Source organism: Actinomyces lilanjuaniae (assembly GCF_003606385.1).
Taxonomy (GTDB): domain Bacteria; phylum Actinomycetota; class Actinomycetes; order Actinomycetales; family Actinomycetaceae; genus Actinomyces; species Actinomyces lilanjuaniae.
Genome location: NZ_CP032514.1, coordinates 2585756 through 2605627 on the forward strand (window position 1 = coordinate 2585756; position 19872 = coordinate 2605627).

16 protein-coding genes, 1 tRNA gene and 1 pseudogene are annotated in these 19872 nt (G+C 68.5%); 6 read left to right on the forward strand and 12 right to left on the reverse strand.

The window, feature by feature from the left end:
- Nucleotides 1-90 precede the first annotated feature (90 nt).
- The 3 genes and pseudogenes from D5R93_RS11060 to D5R93_RS11070 form a co-directional block, all read right to left on the reverse strand.
- Complete coding sequence (locus D5R93_RS11060; RefSeq protein WP_119836930.1) at nt 91-1074, reverse strand: ribose-phosphate diphosphokinase; 984 nt, start codon at nt 1072-1074, stop codon at nt 91-93.
- Nucleotides 1075-1215: 141 nt separating this feature from the next.
- Nucleotides 1216-2156: pseudogene (locus tag D5R93_RS11065) on the reverse strand (NTP transferase domain-containing protein).
- 232 nt (nt 2157-2388) lie between these two features.
- Nucleotides 2389-2460, reverse strand: a tRNA-Gln gene (locus tag D5R93_RS11070).
- Between the two features lie 168 nt (nt 2461-2628).
- On the opposite strand from D5R93_RS11070, the gene D5R93_RS11075 reads away from it, so the two are divergent.
- The 3 genes from D5R93_RS11075 to D5R93_RS11085 all read left to right on the forward strand — a co-directional run bounded on the left by D5R93_RS11075 (nt 2629) and on the right by D5R93_RS11085 (nt 5457).
- The gene (locus D5R93_RS11075; protein WP_119836932.1) at nt 2629-3333 is read left to right on the forward strand and encodes a TetR/AcrR family transcriptional regulator; all 705 of its coding nucleotides are present in this window, start codon (nt 2629-2631) and stop codon (nt 3331-3333) included.
- A 79-nt stretch (nt 3334-3412) separates the two neighbouring features.
- Nucleotides 3413-4183, forward strand: a complete 771-nt coding sequence (locus D5R93_RS11080; RefSeq protein ID WP_119836933.1) for a YveK family protein — start codon at nt 3413-3415, stop codon at nt 4181-4183.
- Complete coding sequence (locus tag D5R93_RS11085) at nt 4180-5457, forward strand: hypothetical protein (RefSeq protein WP_162933938.1); 1278 nt, start codon at nt 4180-4182, stop codon at nt 5455-5457. Before D5R93_RS11080 ends, D5R93_RS11085 begins: the two co-directional genes overlap by 4 nt.
- Here the strand turns inward: D5R93_RS11085 and D5R93_RS11090 are convergent.
- The gene (locus D5R93_RS11090) at nt 5454-6443 is read right to left on the reverse strand and encodes a glycosyltransferase family 2 protein (protein ID WP_120205264.1); all 990 of its coding nucleotides are present in this window, start codon (nt 6441-6443) and stop codon (nt 5454-5456) included. The two genes, D5R93_RS11085 and D5R93_RS11090, sit on opposite strands and share 4 nt — an antisense overlap.
- A complete protein-coding gene (locus D5R93_RS11095; RefSeq protein ID WP_120205267.1) occupies nt 6440-7501 on the reverse strand; it encodes a glycosyltransferase family 2 protein in 1062 nt (353 codons plus the stop codon). Before D5R93_RS11095 ends, D5R93_RS11090 begins: the two co-directional genes overlap by 4 nt.
- Nucleotides 7502-7748: 247 nt before the next feature.
- Here D5R93_RS11095 and D5R93_RS11100 point away from each other — a divergent pair, with 247 nt between their 5' ends.
- Nucleotides 7749-8888, forward strand: a complete 1140-nt coding sequence (locus D5R93_RS11100; protein ID WP_120205269.1) for a glycosyltransferase — start codon at nt 7749-7751, stop codon at nt 8886-8888.
- 189 nt (nt 8889-9077) lie between these two features.
- Here D5R93_RS11100 and D5R93_RS11105 read toward each other — a convergent pair whose 3' ends face one another.
- The 7 genes from D5R93_RS11105 to D5R93_RS11125 all read right to left on the reverse strand — a co-directional run bounded on the left by D5R93_RS11105 (nt 9078) and on the right by D5R93_RS11125 (nt 17129).
- Complete coding sequence (locus D5R93_RS11105; RefSeq protein WP_341466823.1) at nt 9078-11831, reverse strand: LamG-like jellyroll fold domain-containing protein; 2754 nt, start codon at nt 11829-11831, stop codon at nt 9078-9080.
- A 792-nt stretch (nt 11832-12623) separates the two neighbouring features.
- Nucleotides 12624-13331, reverse strand: coding sequence for a hypothetical protein (locus D5R93_RS11110; protein WP_162933939.1), 708 nt, complete (start codon nt 13329-13331; stop codon nt 12624-12626).
- 100 nt (nt 13332-13431) lie between these two features.
- Complete coding sequence (locus tag D5R93_RS11115; protein WP_341466824.1) at nt 13432-14547, reverse strand: hypothetical protein; 1116 nt, start codon at nt 14545-14547, stop codon at nt 13432-13434.
- Nucleotides 14548-14567: 20 nt separating this feature from the next.
- Nucleotides 14568-14921 carry a hypothetical protein gene (locus D5R93_RS14865; protein WP_341466825.1) on the reverse strand — a complete coding sequence of 118 codons (354 nt, stop codon included), beginning with the start codon at nt 14919-14921 and terminating at the stop codon, nt 14568-14570.
- Nucleotides 14922-15190: 269 nt separating this feature from the next.
- Nucleotides 15191-16222, reverse strand: a complete 1032-nt coding sequence (locus tag D5R93_RS11120; protein ID WP_162933940.1) for a hypothetical protein — start codon at nt 16220-16222, stop codon at nt 15191-15193.
- A 29-nt stretch (nt 16223-16251) separates the two neighbouring features.
- Nucleotides 16252-16392 (reverse strand): hypothetical protein, encoded by a 141-nt coding sequence (locus D5R93_RS13375; RefSeq protein ID WP_162933941.1) that lies wholly within the window; start codon nt 16390-16392, stop codon nt 16252-16254.
- On the reverse strand, nt 16380-17129 hold the full coding sequence (locus D5R93_RS11125) for a WD40 repeat domain-containing protein (RefSeq protein WP_162933942.1): 750 nt from the start codon (nt 17127-17129) through the stop codon (nt 16380-16382). Before D5R93_RS11125 ends, D5R93_RS13375 begins: the two co-directional genes overlap by 13 nt.
- 456 nt (nt 17130-17585) lie before the next feature.
- On the opposite strand from D5R93_RS11125, the gene D5R93_RS11130 reads away from it, so the two are divergent.
- Nucleotides 17586-18719, forward strand: a complete 1134-nt coding sequence (locus D5R93_RS11130; protein WP_119837179.1) for a DUF1972 domain-containing protein — start codon at nt 17586-17588, stop codon at nt 18717-18719.
- On the forward strand, nt 18716-19870 hold the full coding sequence (locus tag D5R93_RS11135) for a glycosyltransferase family 4 protein (RefSeq protein ID WP_119837178.1): 1155 nt from the start codon (nt 18716-18718) through the stop codon (nt 19868-19870). Before D5R93_RS11130 ends, D5R93_RS11135 begins: the two co-directional genes overlap by 4 nt.
- The last annotated feature ends 2 nt before the right edge of the window (nt 19871-19872 follow it).

The window sequence follows — 19872 nt, forward strand, 5'->3', positions numbered from 1 at the left end:
CAGGCCCACTAAGAGAACCTATAAGCCCGCACCCCGAGGCACTGTCAGAAACTGCAAAACATCTACGGAACCGGAAGGGGAGCCGAGGACTCACGCCCCCATGGCGTCAAAGAGGGAGGTGATACTGCCGTCATCGAACACGGCCTTGACCGCGCGAGCCAGTAGCGGGGCGATCGGCAGGATCGTCAGCTGGTCGAACTGCTTACCCACGGGGATCGGCAGCGTGTCGGTAACGATGACCTCGCGGGCGCCGCAGGAGGACAGGCGGTCTACCGCGGGCCCGGAGAGCACGCCGTGGGTGGCCGCCACGATGACGTCCTTGGCCCCGGAGCCCAGCAGGACCTGGACCGCCTTGGCAATCGTGCCCCCGGTGTCGATCATGTCGTCAACCAGGACGCAGGAGCGACCCTCCACGTCACCGACCACCCGGTTGGCTACGGACTCGTTGGGACGCGTGACGTCACGCGTCTTGTGGACAAAAGCCAGGGGGGTCCCGCCCAGGGCGCTGGCCCAGCGCTCGGCCACACGGATACGCCCCGCGTCCGGGGAGACCACCGTGGCGTTAGCGGGGACCACCCGGGTCCGCACGTAGTCCACCAGGACCGGCTGCGCCCACAGGTGGTCCCAGGGACCGTCAAAGAACCCCTGCTCCTGGGAGGTGTGCAGGTCCACGCTCATGAGGCGGTCCGCGCCCGCTGTCTGGTACAGGTCTGCCACCAGACGGGCTGAGATAGGCTCGCGCCCCAGGTGCTTCTTGTCCTGGCGGGCGTAGGGGAAGAAGGGCGCCACCACGGTAATACGCTTGGCTGAGGCTCGCTTGAGGGCGTCAACCATGATGAGCTGCTCCATGAGCCAGTCGTTGACACGGTCACCGTGAGACTGCAGCACGAAGGCGTCGCATCCCCGCACCGACTCATTGAAGCGGACGTAGGTCTCTCCGTTGGCGAAGTCGTAGGCCGTGGAGGACAGGACCTCCGTCCCCAACTCAGCAGCAACCCCCTGGGCCAGCTCGGGGTGAGCCCTCCCGGAGACAATGACCAGCCGCTTCTCGCCGGTGGTGATGATGCCTGTCATGACATGGATCCCTTCTCGCCGCCGCCGCGGCTGTGGTGCGTGGCCGTACCTGTAGTGCTGCGGCAGCCGTGCCGTGGCACGCGCTGCCACCGGTGTCGGCAGGAACCCCGAGCAGGCGCCCACCAGGCTCCCGGTCTGGTCTCAGCGCTCACCACCGGTGTCATCGGCACCCAGGTGGCTGAAAGGAGGCACGACGGCCCGGGCGGTATCTCGACGTCCTCCAAGATCGCGTAGGCCCCGACGCGCACGCCCTGCCCCAGCCGGGTCCTCCCCCGCAGCAGGACACCAGGCTCCAGGAGGACGTCCTGAGCCAGCTCCACGGTGACGTCCACCCAGGCCGACGCCGGGTCCACCACCCCCACTCCCTGGGCCATCCAGCCAGACAGGACACGACGGTTGAGCTCAGCACCGAGCTCAGCCAGCTGGGCGCGGTCGTTGCACCCCTGCACCAACCAGTGGTCATCGACCACGAGGGCGCTGGTAGGGTGCCCGGCCCGGTGGGCATGGGCGACGACGTCGGTGAGATAGACCTCTCCCTGGTCGTTGTCGGTTCCTAGTGTCGCCAGAGCCTGCCTCAGGTGCTCGGCGTCGAAGACGTAGACGCCGGCGTTGACCTCCCTGACCGCCCGCTGGGCCTGGGTGGCGTCACGCTCCTCGACGATCGCGCCGACCGCACCGTCCGGCTCACGCAGGACACGCCCGTAGCCACCGGGGTCCTCCAGCTCGGTGGTCAGCACGGTGACAGCATCGCCACGCTCGGCGTGCTGGGCCACAAGCGCCTCCAGCGTGGCGGTGTCGAGCAGCGGGACGTCCCCGCTGGTGACGACGACCCCTCCGGTGAGGTCCTCGGGCAGTGCCGCCAGCCCGCAGGCCACGGCGCGTCCGGTGCCGGGGACCTCGTCCTGGTCCACCGCGAGGGCCTGCGGCGCTACCTGAGCCAGGTGGGCGACGACGGCGTCACGCTCGTGACGCACGACGACAGCCAGGTACTGCGGATCCAGGCCCCTGGCAGCGGTCACTGCATGGTCCAGGAGGGTACGGCCGCCGATGGCGTGGAGCACCTTGGGCGTAGCCGAGCGCATGCGGGTTCCTTTGCCAGCGGCCATGACGATGACGGCGGCGGGAGCGGTAGAAGCCACGTGTCCTCTCCTCGGTGGTGCCCGGCACCCGGAAACCCGGTGCACCGGACAGATGACTGGCTGGCAACGCGCCTGTGACGTGCCCCTTGATTACTTGTGCGTACCTGGGACGCCCAGGGCACACCGCCGAGCGCCTTCCGCGCCCGACGGGCCTGGGCAGCCACATAGTACGTCGCTCCGCCCCCAGGACTCGAACCCGGGCCTCAAGGCTCCAAAGGCCTGCGTGCTGCCGCTACACCAGGGCGGAACGCCGCCTCTGGGGAGGCGCGCGGGCATAGTGTCTCACGGAGGCACCAGGATGTGGGCGGAGCCGCAGAGGTGTCGTCACTGCCGCTGTCACGGCGCCCCGACGGCAGGCTTCCTGAGCTCTTGGAGACGGCATGAAGACACGGAGACAGCACGGCATGATGGAGCCATGTCCGTCAGAAACGGCAAGCGTTCCCGCCGGATGAGCGCCTCCGAGCGTCGTGAGCAGCTCATCGACGTCGCTCGGGGCCTCTTCGCGGAGAAGGGATTCGAGGCCACCAGCATCGAGGAGGTCGCGGCACGGGCACAGGTGTCCAAACCTGTGGTGTATGAGCACTTCGGGGGGAAGGAGGGCCTGTACGCCACCATCGTCGACCGGGAGCTGGCCGCGATCTCCGCGACGATTACCGAGGCTCTCGGCTCCGCACGGTCCGCGTCCGTCATCACCGAGCGGGCGGCCCTAGCCCTGCTGACCTACATCGAGAGCTCCTCGGACGGCTTCCAGATCCTGTCCGCCGGCTCGGGCAGGGCCGCAGGCTCCTACTCCACCCTGCTGGCCGACGTCGCCGTCCAGGTCTCCGGGATCCTGGCCTCCCGGTTCTGCGCCCATGGGCTCGACCCACGCACCGCCCCCCTGTACGCCCAGATGCTGGTGGGAATGGTCGCGACCCCGTCACAGTGGTGGTTGAGAAACCGCACAATGAACACGGAGCAGGTCACGATGAGCAAGGAGGAGGTCGCCGCCCACGTGGTCAACCTGGCCTGGAACGGCCTGAGCGGGCTGGAACCAGACCCCGTGCTCCGGGCCGACGACGTCCCCGCCCACGGCACCGACGACGCCGACAGCACCGACGACGTGACAACGGCGTCATAACGTCCCGGGCGGACTGACCTCGCACGCGCTAGTCTGGTTGCTCCTGCCCACCAGCGGAGCCACCACCGGAACGGAGCCCATGGACCCGGAAACTGTCGTCGCCGCCCTGCGCAAGAACATCGTCCTTGTCGCCCTGCACGTCGTCCTGGGCGCCGTGCTGGGCCTTGTGCTGGGCCTGCTGACTCCCCCGGTGTACACCTCGACCGCGAGCGCGAACGTGGGCACCGAGCAGCCAGACTCCTCCCAGACCAACGACAGCGTCCTCAACTACATGAAGAACATCATGCCTACCCTCGTGGAGATGGGGACCTCAGAGGCTGCTCTGTCCCAGGTTGCCGAGGCCACAGGGCTCAGCGAGGACGAGGTGCGCCGCTCCGTGACTATCTCCACCAAGACGGAGACGATCATCATTGAGGTCCAGGCCTCCCACTCCGACCCCGGCCAGGCCCAGGCCATCGCCGAGGCCGAGATCGCGGCACTGGACTCCGCCGCCCGGGACCTGTCTGAGAGGAGCCAGAACAGCGACCTGACTCTCACGCTGGCCGTCCTGGACGCGGCCTCGCTGCCCTCCACCCCCTCCAGCCTGCCCACCTCGCGCACGATGATGGTCGGCGCCGTCGTGGGCCTGGCAGCCGGTGCGGGGATGGCGCTGCTGCTCTACGTCCTTCAGCGCAGGGACCCTGAGGCCCACACCGTCGCCCCCCTGGTCCTCCTGGGGCGCCCCAAGGACGCAGAGAAGGGCGGCAGGAATACCGGGGGCGCTGGGGACAGTGAGACTACTGGGGGCTCGGCCCGCACCGGGACGGGCACCTACCCTGGTGGACCCACCAGGCAGCCGCGAGCCGGATGACTCCCGTTACCGGGCGCGTGCGTCTGCAGAGCAGGAGCGTCCTGGTCCTGGCAGCCCTCCTCATGGTGCTGGTCGGAGTCCGCCGCGAGCTGGTCGGGTCCATGGCCACGGCGGACTGTGTGGCACTGGCAGCGCTGCCCATGACGTGGCCCACAGTACGACGCCAGCGCCTGTTCTCCCCTCTTCTCGTGACAGCGGTTCTGGCCGCCCTCACCGGGCTGGCTCTGTCATGGCTCGCAGACCCGGACTTCAGCGTCATGGCCTCCGCCCAGCGCAACATCATCCTGAGTCTTCTCGGCGTGCCCGCCTCAGCGGCCGCCTTCGTCTGGGCGGCGCAGCACCTGGGCACCCGTGGTGCTGCCCTGGCCCTGAGTAGCGGCATGGTACTGGACTCCATGCGTCTGCTGGGCAGCTCCCCCAACCCGTGGAAGTTCGGTGTCGGTGCGGCGGTGAGCCTGGTGGTCCTGGTCGCTGCGGACCGGTACGGGCGCCTGGTCCAGCTGGCCGCCCTGGCCGCCCTGGCCGCTACCTTCCTAGTCTCCGACGCACGCTCAAGCCTGGCCTTCCTGGCTATCACCGCAGGGATCGTGTGCTGGCAGGCGGTCGCTGCCTGGATGCGGTGGCAGCCTGCTCAGCCTCGGCGCCTGGCACTGACCCAGGTCCTAGCCCTGGCCGCCGTCGGTGCCACTGCCGTCCTGGGGGTCCTGCTCGCCTCCTCCACCGGCTCCCTGGGCGAGGACGCCCAGGAACGTACCGTGGCCCAGGCCTCCGGGCCCGCAGGCTTCCTCCTGGCCGCCCGTCCCGAGCTCGGAGGCTCCTGGGCACTCTTCCTCAGCCGCCCCTGGGGCTACGGCGCCGGGGTCATGCCCCGCTACGAGGATGTCCGCGTGGCCAAGGAGGGCATGGCGGCCCTGGGGTACGACCCCGCCAACGGATACGTAGAGAACTTCATGTTCGGCAACGGCTTCGAGCTCCACTCCGGTCTGGCCGACGTCTGGATCGCGGGCTCCCTGCCGGGAGCGGCGCTGGTACTGACTGTCCTGTGGCTCACCCTCCTTGCCATGGTGCGGGACCTGGGCAGCCTGCGTGTGACCCCCTGGTTGTGTGTCGCCAGCCTCGTCGTCGTCCAGAACGTGCTTGTCGGGCCCTGGGCGGTGCTGCCTGCCTACCTGCCCCTGGTCCTGGGAAGCGCCATGGTGCAGGCACCTCTGGGCGGGAGCGGGACTGGCACGCCTTCCCGGCACCCTGACTCTGCGCTCCTGGTCCGCTCCTAGGAGCGGCCGTACTCCTCATGGGTCCTGCGACCAAGGCTGGCACCGACCATTCCCTGACCCCGCGCCACCAGCCGGGCACCTTTGGCAGCATGCTGCAGCTGCCCCGGCAGGAGCCCGACGGCCATCCGCAGGCCACCAGCACCGACCCGCAGGGCGCCACCGAGCAGGGCGCGTCCGCGAATACCCGCGTGCAGTCCCGTCCCGGCGCGGGCAAGCGCCACACGGACCCCCGTCGCGGCGTGAGAGCGCTGGCGACGCAGGATCCACTGGTGGTCCAGCCGCGATGCCGGGACATGGTCGCGCACACGAGCCTCGTCGCACCAGCGGATGACACCACCACAGTCGGTGAGCTGGCGGGTGAAGAGCGTGTCCTCTCCCCCGGTTGCCCCGAAGGCCTCGTCAAAGACGAGGCCTTCCTCCCTCACGAACCTGAGGTCCAGCAGCAGGCAGTTGGAGGCCGCCACCGGCCTGACCGTCCCTGTGGGCCAGGTCCTACGGACAAAGAACTCTCCCGCGACGACCCAGGCGTCAGGCTCGACCTCGTAGTCAGGGACTACCGGCCCGGCAACTGCCTGGCAGCCTGTGGAGGCACGCAGCCCCAGCAGGGACTCCAGCCAGGACGGCTCGGGGGTCTCGTCGTCGTCGATGAACACCAGAAGGTCGCTGTCCTTCGCCTCCTCCAGTGCCCGGTTGCGCACCGCAGCCACTCCGGGTCTGGGCTCCACGACATAACGGGTCGATCCGGGACGGTCCCCCGGGGTGGGGACGGCCTCCATGAGCGCCTCCACGGCGCCACGGGCCGAGCCTGCCGGGTCGTTGTCCACGACGAGCACCTCGGCACGCGAGACGTACCTGGGCACCACGTCACCGAGCTGGGCTCTGACCGCGGCTACAGCACGCGCCACCTCCCGTGGACGACGGAAGGTCGGGACAGCCACGGTCAGTACGGCTGCCAGCTGGGGTGTGCCCACCGCTGCGCCGTTCATCGCCTCCCTCCTGTACGGCTGCCACCCACGTGTCGTGCGAGCCGGCGTCCAGGGCGCCCGTACTCGCGCACCCGCACGTCACAGGCGCCTACCACCATTCCCAGGCCGCCACGGGAGGAGACCTCGTAACGGGCCTGGGCGCTCAGGTCGCCCCGTAGCCGGGCTCCTGCGCCGCGCACGAAGTCCGCTCCCGCCTTGGCCGCGCCCTTGGCGGCATAGGCGACTCGCAGGGGGAGTCTCACGCGCCCTGCAGTGTCTACGCGTACCCGCACCCAGGAGGAGCCAGAGCGGAAGGCACGACGAAGCACCCAGGCCCGGGTGGCCCGCTGCCGGGGAACCTTCTTACTGACCACCGCCCCGGTGGCAAACCGGATCACGCCCCCGGCCCGGGTCAGCTGCCGAGTGAACAGGGAGTCCTCGCCCCCCGTCAACCCGTACCTGGGGTCAAAGCGCAATCCCAGGCGCCGCACGACTGCCAGGTCGAGCAGGAGGTTACCTGTGTCGGCGCTGCCCACCTGGGCGCCGTCCTCAGCCTGCCAGGAGTCAAAGGCCCCCGAGGCCTCCACCCACGGCGGGGGAGGCTCAGCAAAGTCAGCCGGAGTCGGCCCGGTCACCGCAGCGCACCGCGTCGTCCTCCACTGTGCCACCAGGGCAGCCAGCCAGCCTGGTTCGGGGGTCTCGTCGTCGTCGATGAACACCAGGAGATCGTCGTCGCGGGCCTCGTCCAGGGCACGGTTGCGCCCGGCGACGATACCTGGCTCAGGCTCGTGGACATAGGTCAGCCCAATCTGCAGACCACCGACGTCCACCCGGCCTGTCGCAGCAGCTGCGGAGCCGGAGACGGCACCGGTCCCGAAGTCCGTGAACCCGCACCCGTCTAGCGCTGCCACCACAACCGGCCGCGCCCCGGCCTGCGGGTCGTTGTCGACGACAAGCACCCGGGGGCGCGCCCAGTGTGCCACGCTGGCCGCCTGGTCCACCAGCAGGGGCAGGACTGCCCGCAGGTAGGAGTTGCGCCTGTAGGTGAGCATCGCAATGGTCAGCACCGGCTCCACCATGCCTGTTCCTCCTGGTCCCTCCCGGCTCCCCGGCTTCTCCTGCCAGTAGCAGCCATGACACGCGCCCAGTACCTGCACCAGCGGGAGACCCGCCTGCCGCTCCCTGCGGGGAGCCTGGGCACCACCTGCCAACGGTACTATCGTCGTCCACGCTGGTCCCGCCCCTGCCGCGTCCGCACCGGGCGTCGCCAGCTCTCACCGCGCCTCAGGTCGGCCTGTGCTACATACTCTCCGGAAGGCTCACGACATGACTGCCCGGCTCACCCCCCATGACGACCACGGCCGCCCGGTACCGGGCACAGGCACGACCGGCAGCCCCCCGCCGTCGCGCGAGCCGCAGCCGACGGAGCCGACAGAAGGGACCTGGAGCCAGCCTCTCTGCTCCGAGTCAGGGTCCCGGCTGCTGTCGCGTACGGCGATCATCGTCGTCAGCTACGATTCCGCCTCTCTCCTGAGCCGCAACCTCGCCCAGGTCGCCCAGGCTGCACCGGAGGCCGCCGTGGTGGTGGTGGACAACTACTCCGGTCCTCAGGCACGCGCCGACGTCCTAGGCCTGGCAGAGGAGCACGGCTGGTCCACGGTACTGCCAACGACCAACCTCGGGTTCGGCGCAGGCATGAACCTGGGAGCCGCACAGGCCCTCAGCCAGGGTGCTGAGGTGCTTGTGCTGCTCAACCCGGATGCTGTCATCGACCGCGCCAACCTTGTCAGGCTGGTGACCAGAGCAGCCGGAAACCCGAGCGCCCTGGTGGCCCCGGTTCTCACCGACTCTGGCGGACGCACCGTCTCCGACGGCGCCGTCGTGTGCCTGGCGGACGGCTCGATGCGCTCGCGCCGCTCTCAGAAGCCCATACCACCCGGAGGGACTCACCCCTGGCTGTCCGGCGCCTGCCTGGCCCTGTCTGGTGAGCTGTTCGAGGCGGTCGGGGGTTTTGACGCCCGCTACTTCCTGTACTGGGAGGATGTTGACTTCTCCTCACGCATCCTGGCATCCGGAGGAAGCCTGGTGCTGGCCCGTGACGCGACAGCAATCCACGACGAGGGCGGCACGCACGCCCAGGGGCACAGTGCACGCGCCAAGTCGGACACCTACTACTACTACAACATACGCAACCGGCTGCTCTACGCCGGGCTACACCTGGACCGTTCTCATCAGCGGCGCTGGGCGGTGACCTCTCTGGCCGCTGCTCGTGAGACCGTGCTTCGCGGTGGTAGGCGCCAACTGCTGGACTCGCGCCAGCCGCTGCGCACCGCAGTCACAGCGACTCGCGACGGCCTGACGCTGCTGCGCCAGGTGCGCCGCGGCCTGCTTCCTGACCCTACAGAGCCCGTCGTGCGGTCTGGCCCCCGAGCCGCACCAACGGACAAGGACGCCACCCAACGGTAGCGGCCTGAGATAGGTGGGCTGGGCACCCACAGGCTACCCGGCGGTCTCCCGGCGCTCGGTAGCAGCCAGTGCCTACCGACGGCCAGCTCCGCAGGACGCGATCTGCCCCCGGGCTATCAGGACCCGGGGGCAGATCGGCACCGTCAGACTAGTCGGCACCGTCCCAGCAGGCAGTACCGTCAGGTGCCGTCAGTGCTGGGTGACGGTGAGGCTGTCAACCGCTAGGGTGACGGTCTCCGGACCGGCCGACCCGGACATGTAGGTGGTGATCCCCACGGTCCCGGCCTCGTTGAGGGTCTTCTCAGTGTCCACGACATCGACTCCCCAGTCCTGCGGCTCGGCGTCCCCGGCCCAGAACCTGGCCTGCAGCGTCGTGGACTCCTCACCGGAGACGACCAGGCGCAGGTGCAGGTCCTGACCCGCTGTGTAGGGCTCGTCCAGGACGATCGTCCCCAGGGCGGTCTCCAGCCCACCAACCACCTTAGCCACCGTGACAACTGGAGCCCCGGCAGAGCCCACACGCATCGTGGCCTGGTAGCGGCCAGCGTCATTGGCCCGGGCAACGTAGGAGACAAAGGCCCCGTTGCCACCGGGAGCAGAGTCCAGGGAGAAGTCCAGCACCGTCTCGGTCGAGGTGGAGTCGATCTCCTGGGAGCTCACTGAGGAGGACGACCGGGCACCCTCCATGGAGATACGGCCCTGGGACTCCTCGGTGGAGAACGACGGAGCGTTCCATGTGACCTTCCACGGGCCGCCGGTCGGGGCACTGCCCCAGCCACGGGCGGTGGTGCGGTCGAAGTCGTCCGCCAGGAGCACGTCTCCCACCGCCGGAGCATCGGCGTCCGGCTCGTCCTGCGCTACCTCCTTGCCGCTGCCCAGGGTGTAGTGCGCAGCAACCTGGCTGGGACCCAGCGGGACACCGTAGACGGCAACCTCGTCAATGTCCCCCTCAATGTAGTGAGTCGAGGGCGCGCCGCTGACACCTTCCAAGGTATCCCCACCGACCCTCCAGAAACCGGTGTAGCTCTGACCAGTCGTCATAGTGGACTCAAACGCCTCAAGCCGACCGTCAACGTGCAAGGTGGCACCAGCGGTGGGACTCAAGGAGGCGACAACATGGTGCCACTGCCCGTCGTTGTAGCTGGTGGAGGTGGTGACCGTGCTGGGTGTCCCCGGGTTGAGCATGAAGCTCAGCGTCCCGTCATTACGCATGTAGACCACCCGGTCAAAGCTGGCGGAGCTTCCTGTGGCGGAGGACCCGAAGCCCACGACTGCACCACCGCTGGAGGAGGTGGTACGCACCCACGCCTCGACTGAGAAAGCCGTCGGCGCCACCGACGAGGTAGCGGTAGAGGCACTGCTCTGGGAGTTACGGTCAGAGGTGAAGGACAGGGCAGAGCCCGAGTCCAGGACGGACTCCGCGCCCCAGCTGTAGCGCGAGCCGCTCAGCCGCAGGTCACGCTCAGCAACAAGGTCCTGGGCGGAGGTGCCGCTGTCCTCGTCCAAGGGCCAGTAGTGGGCCGCGCCGTCAGTCAGGACACGAGCCCCGTAGTCAGACAGGGCCTCTCCCTCCGCAGCAGTCACTGTTACCCAGTCCGAGTGGGTCCAGGCCCCCCAGGGGTCAGTCACCACCACCCGGTAGCGATGGGTACTGCCCGGCTCGACGACATCGGTCGCGCTGAGGCTAGGCAGCTCCCAGTAGCCAGCCGTCACCGTCTGGGTCGAGATCGGCTCGGAGTCCCGGGTATCCCGGTAGACGGAGTAGGTGAGGGTCTTGTCGTCACGGTCCCAGTTACCGGGGAAGGAGACGGTGACCACCCCGGCGCGCGAGGAGCTGGCCGTCACCTTGTAGGCGCCTCCCTTGTTCATAGGCCCCTGCTGGTTGGGGGCGATGTCGCGACGGGCGAAGCGGACCAGCCCCTGCTGGGCGGTGCCGTTGACCGAGAGGAACTCCCCGCCGTAGACCACGTACTCGTCGTTGCCCTCCACCGTCCACGTCGCCTGGTTGGTGCGGGTGATGGTCCCAGGCTTGAACTCCGGGTAGAAGTTCAGGTTGGTGGCCGCCGGCTGGCCCGGATAGCTGTGGTAGCCACGGGCGTAGCTGGTCTCGACGGTACCTGTGGCGTAGTTGGTGTAGGCCACGGCGTTGTGGAAGCGCCGCTGCTCGGGGAAGCCCCCAATATTACGGCAGTCGTGGGCGTGGCTGGAGACGTAGACAACGTCGGAGGTTGGGAACAGGTCGTAGGAGTCGCCGTGGCAGTCGGCCATGACGTCCAGGTCACCGGTCTCCCAGCTCGCCCGGAACATGCCCTCGAAGGACCCCGTCATGGAGTAGGCCACCCCGTAGAGCCCCTGCTCGTCAGCCTCCAGGTCCATGACCGAGGCGTTGATTCCCGCGCTACGCACGACCGAGCTAATGTTGTTCCGACGCAGGCTCCCGTCGTTCTCCAGGACCGCAACGCCGAACCCAGGCTTGTCGGAGCCCTCGACGGAGGTGAAGGCGCCGCCGATAGCCACTGCGCTGGAGTCAGGAGCGGTGACGATGGTCCGCACGTAGAGGTTGTCCACCTGGGCGGAGAAGTTGGTGAGCCTCTGGGTGGCCAGGTCCACCGCCGCCACACGCTGACGAGCCGAGGAGTTCACCTGCGTGAACGCACCACCCACGTACAGCGTCGACCCGTCAGCAGACACCTCCACCGCCTTGACCGACCCGTTCGCCGAGGCACCCACCGGCACCCGCCGCCCGCTCACAGCGTCCACCGCCCCCACACGCCACGTCGTCTCACCATTAAGAGACGTAAAGTCACCACCCAGGTAGATCACCGACCCGTCCGCCGACACGTCCACCGAGTTCACCGCCCCGTTAGTCACCGGAGCCCACTCCAGCAGCTCACCCGTGGCAATGTCATAGGCCAGCACGTTGCCACGAGCAGACTCACCCACCCCGCAGCAGCACCCGCAGGCCGCGCCGACGAGAAGCTCCCCACCGCATACACCGTGCCACCCACAACCACCTGGTCCCACACCACACCATCAACCTGCACCGTCGGCAACGCATCCGCCGACACCGTGGTGGGATCCCCTCCAATGGCTGCAGGCTCAGCAGGGTCGGACACGTCGGACACCTCGTCCGCGACGGCGGACGAGACCGGGGCGACAAGGGCAGTAACGCCAAGGCACAAGGCAGAGGCGGCAGCGGCAAGGCTGCGCACCGGACGGGGGACGCTCACACGTTCTCCATTCACGCTGTTCATGGGCACAGAAGAAAGGGAAACGCCACGTTGGGGACGTAGCGCCTGGAGCGGCTTGGAGGGAGCCGCAGAGGAAGCGTACAACGACAAAGCCGCGCGCGTCGTCTTGGTGGTTATCACCACTTCTCCCCAGGGCTGCCCGCTGTGTCCCCAGGTCCCGGGAACCTTGCTGGCTCTGGTGGCACTAGCCCGGTCCCGTCACGCCGCACGCTGCCGCATCCACCAGGATCGCCACCAGGATGGCGCCTGCCAGTGCGCAAGGCCGTCGCGCCTCTTGACACCTCCGGCTCCCCGGCGAGCCGCGCAGCGCGGAGTCGCCTCACCCAGAACCCGCCGCACGCACACGTCACCCCGCGACCACGGCGGACAGAACCGACGGTCGCGGGTGACACGCCCTCAGGTCCTGGACTCCGCCCGGATACTCCCTGGGAGACTCCGTGAGGACGGACTGAGAGGACGACGAGAGGACGACCAGCGCAGCTGCTCAGCCAGAAGCGGCCCCCTCAAAGACCGCCGCAGGATAGTCAGCTCCCAGGTCAACAACGACCTGGAGGCTGTCGAGGCCTTCCGCCGGGACAGAGAAGGCCCGCTCAATAACAAGCGTCTCACCCGGGGCCAGCGATGCCGGGACCTCGTCAGAGGCCAGTCCCACCTCCCCGGCAGGTGCCGCCCCAGAACCGTAGGTGAGGGTTGTCACCATTCCTGCCAGAGAGAGAGCAGAGTCTGAGGTATTTGTCACCTTGACAGGAACCACGACTCCGGGACCGCCGATCTCACCGGGGCCAGCCTCCAGCTCTGTGGCACTGATGGGGTCGATCGAGACCGTTGCCACGTCCTCAACCGTCACCGCCTCGTCGGTCGTGACCGCATCCAGCTGGTCAGCAGACAGGTCCCCAGCGGCAACCGCCTCCTCATCCACCCCGGACCTCCCGGGAGTGACGGCCTCCTCCTCGGGCGCCGCCGAGTCTGGGGTCCCCACCGGGGACGGGGTCTCCTCAGCAGCGGGCGACGCCTCCGAGGAGGCCCCCGAGCTGCTAGCCCCCTCGGAAGCCTGCGCCGCCACAGAGGAGGACGGGGAGGCCGAGGCCGAGTCCCGACCCTCATCCTGGGAGCAGGCCGTCAGGAGGAAGGCAGGGACTGCGGCAAGAAGCAGGAGGGCGGGCACTCGGGCTGGTTCGCGGTATGTTGACACGGGTGGCAGCGTACGGTGTCGTAGCCAGGACGTCACACCGCACGGGTCACGATCAGGACTCCCTCTCCGGTGACTGCCCAGCCCGCTCTGTGCGCCGCCGTCAACGCCGACCACCGCGCCCACGCCCTGCCTCGTCATCCTCATCGTCATCGTCACCCTCATCCTCATCCTCATCGTCGCCCTGATCATTGTCCCGGCCGTCCTTGCCGTCGTCCTCATCATTCCCGTCGTCTCCGTCATCCGCAGCAGCGTCATCCCCGTCGACGCCACCCGCGCCCGCATCACCGTGCACAGCGAAGCGGACCAGCCCCTGCTGGGCGGTGCCGTTGACCGAGAGGAACTCCCCACCGTAGACGACGTAGTCGTCGTTGCCCTCCACCGTCCACGTCGCCTGGTTGGTCCCCGTGTACGAACCGATCTGGAACTGGGGCAGGAACCCGTCCAGAAGCGTCGTCGCCGGGTTCCCCTCGTAGCTTACGTACCCGGGTACCCGGTTCCTCTGCACGGTCCCCGAAGGGGACGCAGCATAGGCGACAGCATGCCGGTAGTCGTTGTCCAGGTCCGCGAACCCGCCGATGTTCGAGCAGTCGTGGGTGTGGCCGGCCACATAGACCACGTCCCCAGCCGGGTAGACATCGTAGGAGTCGCCGTGGCAGTCGGCCATGAGGGTGATCTCGCCGGTGTCCCAGTCGGCACGAAGCATCCCCTCGAACTCGCCCTCCCTGGAGTAGGAAACGGCGTAGAGACCCTGGGCATCCGCCTCCAGGCTCATGATCCCCGACCTGTCGCCTGAGTTGCTGACCACCGAGCTGATCTGGTTACGACGCAGCGTCCCGTCCGTCTCCAGGACGGCCATGCCCTCACCGGGGCGGCTCGACCCGTTGACCTTGGTGAAGGAGCCCCCGATGGCCACCGACTGCCCGTCGGAGGACACCGCCACGGCTCGCACCCCGTAGTTACTGACTTTGGGGGCAAAGTCGGTGAGGGACTGCGTCACCAGGTCCACCGCGGCTACTCGCTGACGGGCCGAGGAGTTGACCTGGGTAAAGTCGCCACCGATGTACAAGGTGGCCCCGTCGGGCGAGACCGCAAGATCCCTGACGGTCGCATTGGCGGACGCCGCCACCGGCCTGCGGGCGGCAGTACCAGCCTCTACCGCTCCGACACGCCAGGTAGTCTCCCCGTTGAGCGAGGTAAAGGAGCCTCCCAGGTACACGGTCGACCCGTCGGCGGAGGCTACGACAGCGTTGACAGCCCGTTGAGTGTCGGCGCCCAGTCCAGCAGCTCTCCCGTGGTGATGTCGTAGGCCAGGGCGTTGGCACGCGGGACCTCTTCCTGACCCTCGGGGGAGCCAGCCGGACGCGCCGCGTCAAAGCTCCCCACGGCGTAGACGGTGCTACCCACCACCTCCTGGTCCCACACCACACCGTTGACCTGAACGGTCGGAAGGGACTCGGGCGAGGCCACAGCCGCCGCAGCGTCGGCAGCAGGCGCGGGAGCCGCAGGGACCATGAGGAAGACCGCCAGGAGGGAGGCGGTCGCGGCCGCGAGAAGACCGCGAGCAAGACTACGGGCACGGTGGCATCTCATCAGGGCTACTCCGATCAGGCACGAAAAAGGAGGCAGCGGTGCAGCCTGACCCTGACTGCGGAAGGCTGCCCGTTCACGAGTACACGGCCACAGGCCGCCGCCCAGCAGATTAGTACATCTGTAACTCTTAGATAACACTCATCGGCAGAAAACTATCCGCCAGCAGGTGAGTTACCACACAAGAGCAGTGCTCTACAGTGCCTTCACTTCCCCTACCACACTTCAGACCCAGTGAGGTCACCCAGCAGGATATTGCTCGGTCAACTTCTTTAGAATCCGCCTCTCTTTCCGTTCTCACGCCAACCACCCCGAATCTGGTCACGGTTGGCAGGAGCCTCAGCGTCCTCACCGTCAGCACCTGCACCAGCCGGCTCCTCCTCAAGTCCGTCCCCCGCCGGCTCACCCACCTGCTCCCCGGCAGGGGCGCCCTCGTCCACGTCCGCCGCCGCTCCGCCCTCTGGGTCAGCAGCAGTGAGACGTACCCACTCCGAGCGCGTCCAGGCCCCCCACCGGTCCCACACGACGACGACGTAGCTGTGAGTACTACCAGGGTCGACCTCGTCAGCCACCTCCACGGTCGAGACCTGCCAGAAGGAGGAAGCCACCTGCTGGTTCCACACCGGCTCTAGAGCGAGGAAGTCCTCAAGGCTGCGAGCGGCGTCGGCATCCCGGTAGACGGCGTAGGTGAGGGTCTGGTCGTCACGGTCCCAGTTCGTGGAGAAGGACAGGTCGACCCGACCCGCCTGCTCAGAGGACGCCGTCAACGGATAGGCGCCTCCCTTGTCCACAGGTCCCTCCTGGTTGGGGGCGATGTCGCGACGGGCGAAGCGGACCAGCCCCTGCTGGGCGGTGCCGTTGACCGAGAGGAACTCCCCGCCGTAGACCACGTACTCGTCGTTGCCCTCCACCGTCCACGTCGCCTGGTTGGTCCCCGTGTACGAACCGATCTGAAAAGAGGGGTAGAAGTGCAGGTTGGTGGCCGCAGGCTGGCCTGAGTAGTCGTAGTAGTTGCTGTCAGTAGTAGGCAGGGTCTCCCCGGTGGCGTAGTTGGTAAAGGCCGGGGCGTGCCAGTACTGGTTCGGTGCCGCGTCCGGGAAGCCCCCAATGTTGGAGCAGTCGTGGGCGTGGCTGGCCACGTAGACCACGTCCCCAGCCGGGTAGACGTCGTAGGAGTCGCCGTGGCAGTCGGCCATGACGTCCAGGTCGCCGGTCTCCCAGCTCGCCCGGAACATGCCCTCGAAGGACCCGGTCCGGGAGAACGTGACCCCGTAGAAGCCACGGTCGTCCCCGGCAAGCGCCATGACGGCGCTCCTGCTCCCTCCGGCGGCAATCACCCGGCCAGCGCCCGGCTGACGAGCAGTACCGTCAGCGTCCAGCAGCACCAGTCCCGGCGACCATGTCCCGTCCACGGTAGTAAAGGACCCCCGACGACCACGGAGTCCCCGCCCGGGGAGACGCTCAGAGCACGCACCACATAGTCCTGGACAGCCGGGAGAAGTTGGTGAGCCTCTGGGTGGCCAGGTCCACCGCCGCCACACGCTGACGAGCCGAGGAGTTCACCTGCGTGAACGCACCACCCACGTACAGCGTCGACCCGTCAGCAGACACCTCCACCGCCTTGACCGACCCGTTCGCCGAGGCACCCACCGGCACCCGCCGCCCGCTCACAGCGTCCACCGCCCCCACACGCCACGTCGTCTCACCATTAAGAGACGTAAAGTCACCACCCAGGTAGATCACCGACCCGTCCGCCGACACGTCCACCGAGTTCACCGCCCCGTTAGTCACCGGAGCCCACTCCAGCAGCTCACCCGTGGCAATGTCATAGGCCAGCACGTTGCCACGAGCAGACTCACCCACCCCCGCAGCAGCACCCGCAGGCCGCGCCGACGAGAAGCTCCCCACCGCATACACCGTGCCACCCACAACCACCTGGTCCCACACCACACCATCAACCTGCACCGTCGGCAACGCATCCGCCGACACCGTGGCAGGCAGTCCGTCGGCACCCACCCCGGGCACCTCCGGATCCGCCCCGTCCTGAGGGTCCTCCTGCAGATCCTGCGCCGGGCCCCCCTCACCTGCCTGAGCCCCGTCCTCCTGGTCCTGCGGTGCCCCGGGAACAGGCCACGCACCCGGACCTGCATCCTGTGCAGGCGCCGCGTAAGTGGGTACAGCGGGTATAATGCAGGAGAGAAGCAGCGCCATCAGCACCACCATCAGCGCAGTAGCAGCGGTCGCAGACAAGGCCCGGGGTGAGGGGGTAGGGGGCACGGCTTCTCCGATCATGCTCGAGGAGGCGGGAAAGACCTGGAACAGGTCGGCACGCCGACAGGCCCTCCCCCAGCGCCTTGCGGCAGAGGGCCAGAGCGCGCCCGGGAACATTCTGAAACGTCAGCCTGTGACACAGGACCCGGCGTTCGGCCCGTACAGGATGGCAGGAGCACCCGGGGGATAGCAAACATGCTGACGGCTCTCCACAGCAGGGACACCAGGGCCGGAGATCTCGGTCCGCGGAGACCACCACGCCATCGGTAGGCTGACCGGGTCCTCGCCCTCGCCCGCCCGTGAAAGGCCACCGTGACCACGACATCCCACGCGCCCTCCCACCCCTGCGCCCACCGGAGCCACCGCGCAGCCGATCCGAACCGACTTCGTATCGCCATGCTGGGGACGCGCGGCGTCCCGGCGCGCTACGGCGGCTTCGAGACCGCCGTTGAGGAGGTTGGCGCACGCCTGGCAGAGCGAGGGCACCAGGTCCTCGTCTACTGTCGCAACCCCGAGCCCTCCACACCTCTGCCTCCGCTCTACCTGGGGATGCGCCTGGTTGAGCTCCCGGCCGTCAGAAGCCGCAGCCTGGAGACGCTGAGCCATACGGCCCTGTCAGCTGTCCACCTGCTACGACGCACCCGTCCGGACGCGGCCTTCGTCTTCAACTCCGCCAACGCCCCCTTCCTGCCGGCGCTACGAGCCGCCCGTGTCCCCGTGGCCACCCATGTCGACGGCCTGGAGTGGCAGCGAGGTAAGTGGGGCACCGCAGGCAGGCGCTACTACCGGGCTGCCGAGGCTGCTGCTGTCCGCTTCTCGGACGCCCTCATCGCTGATGCCCAGGGCATCGCCGACTACTACGCCCAGGAGTTCGCGGCACCCACCGACCTCATCTCCTACGGCGCTCCCGTGGTCAGGACGGACACCTCCCGCCTGGCGGAGCTCGGCCTGTCCCCCGGCTCCTTCCACCTGGTTGTCGCCCGCTTCGAGGTAGAGAACCATGTCGACCTCATTGTGGAGGGCTACGTGCGCTCTGCCGCCAGGCTGCCGCTCGTAGTCGTAGGCTCCGCCCCCTACGCCGATGCCTATACCGCCCGGATCAGGTCCCTGGCGGACTCACGGGTCCGCCTGCTGGGTAGCGTCTGGGACCAGGAACTGCTCGACGCCCTCTACTGCGGCGCACTGCTCTACCTCCACGGGCACTCCGTGGGCGGCACCAATCCCTCGCTGCTACGGGCTATCGGCGCCGCAGCGGCCGTAGACGCCTTCGACGTCGGCTTCAACCGGGAGGTCCTGGGAGACACCGGCCGTTACTGGCGCAGTCCCGAGGACGTCAGTGCTCTGGTTGCCTCCGCCGAGTCCGATCCCGGCGCCCAGGCTGATCGCGGTCAGGCCGCCCAGCGCCGCGCCCGCCTCTACGACTGGGACCATGTCGCCACCCTCTACGAGTCCCTGGCCCGCCGCCTGGCGGTGGGCGGCCCCGTGGCCAGGCGCCCCTCGGGTCGACGCACCGGAAGGACAAGCCTGTGAGCACGATCCTGGTCGCCCACCCCTCTCCGGACCTGTACGGCTCTGACCTCCAGCTTGTCGAGACAGTCCGTGGCCTCCTCGGTGCCGGGCACACGGTCAAGGTGGCTCTTCCCACCGACGGCCCTCTGCGCCCTGTCCTGCGCGCAGCCGGGGCACAGGTCGCCGTCACGCCCTTCACGGTGCTTCGCAAGGCCCTGCTCACGGCAGGGGGACTGACCTCGCTGGGACTTCACGCCGCGGGCGAGACCAGCCGCCTTCGCCGACTGGCACGCGCCAGCGGAGCCGACCTGGTCCTGACCAACACGGTGACGCTCCCGTGGTGGCCGCTGGCCGGACGTGCCGCAGGCCTACCGGTCCTGGCCCACGTCCACGAGGCGGAGAGCACCCAGCACCGGCTCATCCGCTCCGGTCTCAACGCCCCGCTCCTCGCGGCCTCCAGGATCGTGGTCAACTCCTCAGCGGCCCAGGAGACGCTCCTGTCGGTCCTGCCCCGGCTGGCCTCCCGGACCACCGTGGTGCACAACGGCGTGGCGGGCCCGCCCTCGCCCCCGGCACCGCTGCGTCGTCGCGGAGCCGACTCACCACTCCACGTTGTCATGGTGGGGCGGCTGTCTCCCCGCAAGGGCGTGGACGTGGTCCTGGAGGCGGTGGCCCTGCTGCGTCGCGGCAGCATGGACGCCTCCCTGACCGTGTGCGGTTCCGTCTTTCCCGGGTACGAGTGGTACGAGGAGGAACTGCGTCGGCGGGCTGCGCAGCAGGACCTGGCCGGGCACGTCCGCTTTCTCGGCTACGTCCACCCCACGTGGCCAGTGCTGGAGACGGCCGACGTAGTGGCCGTCCCCTCCCGGGCGGAGCCCTTTGGCAACACGGCGGTGGAGGCCATGCACGCGGGACGGCCGCTGGTGGCCTCCCGGGTACAGGGCCTGGCAGAGGTCGTCACTGACGGCGAGACCGGCCTCCTGGTCCCGCCCGAGGAACCGGCTGCGCTGGCTCAGGCCCTGGGCGACCTAGCGGCCCACCCCGGCAAGGCCGCCCGGCTGGCACAGCAAGCTGTCCAGGACGCCGCAGCACGCTTCTCTGTCGAGGGCTACCGCGCCACCATGGTCGACATCGTCGCCGAGACCCTGGCCGACAGGGATGCTCCCGCGTAGTT

What these genes read in the sequence shown, in the direction of transcription:
- D5R93_RS11060 (WP_119836930.1), bottom strand. Translation starts at nt 1,074, where the DNA reads ATGACAGGCATCATCACCACCGGCGAGAAGCGGCTGGTCATTGTCTCC.
- D5R93_RS11120 (WP_162933940.1), bottom strand. Translation starts at nt 16,222, where the DNA reads ATGGCGCTTGCCGGGGACGACCGTGGCTTCTACGGGGTCACGTTCTCC.
- D5R93_RS11085 (WP_162933938.1), top strand. Translation starts at nt 4,180, where the DNA reads ATGACTCCCGTTACCGGGCGCGTGCGTCTGCAGAGCAGGAGCGTCCTG.
- D5R93_RS11090 (WP_120205264.1), bottom strand. Translation starts at nt 6,443, where the DNA reads ATGAACGGCGCAGCGGTGGGCACACCCCAGCTGGCAGCCGTACTGACC.
- D5R93_RS11125 (WP_162933942.1), bottom strand. Translation starts at nt 17,129, where the DNA reads ATGGCGCTGCTTCTCTCCTGCATTATACCCGCTGTACCCACTTACGCG.
- D5R93_RS11095 (WP_120205267.1), bottom strand. Translation starts at nt 7,501, where the DNA reads ATGGTGGAGCCGGTGCTGACCATTGCGATGCTCACCTACAGGCGCAAC.
- D5R93_RS11100 (WP_120205269.1), top strand. Translation starts at nt 7,749, where the DNA reads ATGACTGCCCGGCTCACCCCCCATGACGACCACGGCCGCCCGGTACCG.
- D5R93_RS11080 (WP_119836933.1), top strand. Translation starts at nt 3,413, where the DNA reads ATGGACCCGGAAACTGTCGTCGCCGCCCTGCGCAAGAACATCGTCCTT.
- D5R93_RS11130 (WP_119837179.1), top strand. Translation starts at nt 17,586, where the DNA reads ATGCTGGGGACGCGCGGCGTCCCGGCGCGCTACGGCGGCTTCGAGACC.
- D5R93_RS11075 (WP_119836932.1), top strand. Translation starts at nt 2,629, where the DNA reads ATGTCCGTCAGAAACGGCAAGCGTTCCCGCCGGATGAGCGCCTCCGAG.
- D5R93_RS14865 (WP_341466825.1), bottom strand. Translation starts at nt 14,921, where the DNA reads ATGAGATGCCACCGTGCCCGTAGTCTTGCTCGCGGTCTTCTCGCGGCC.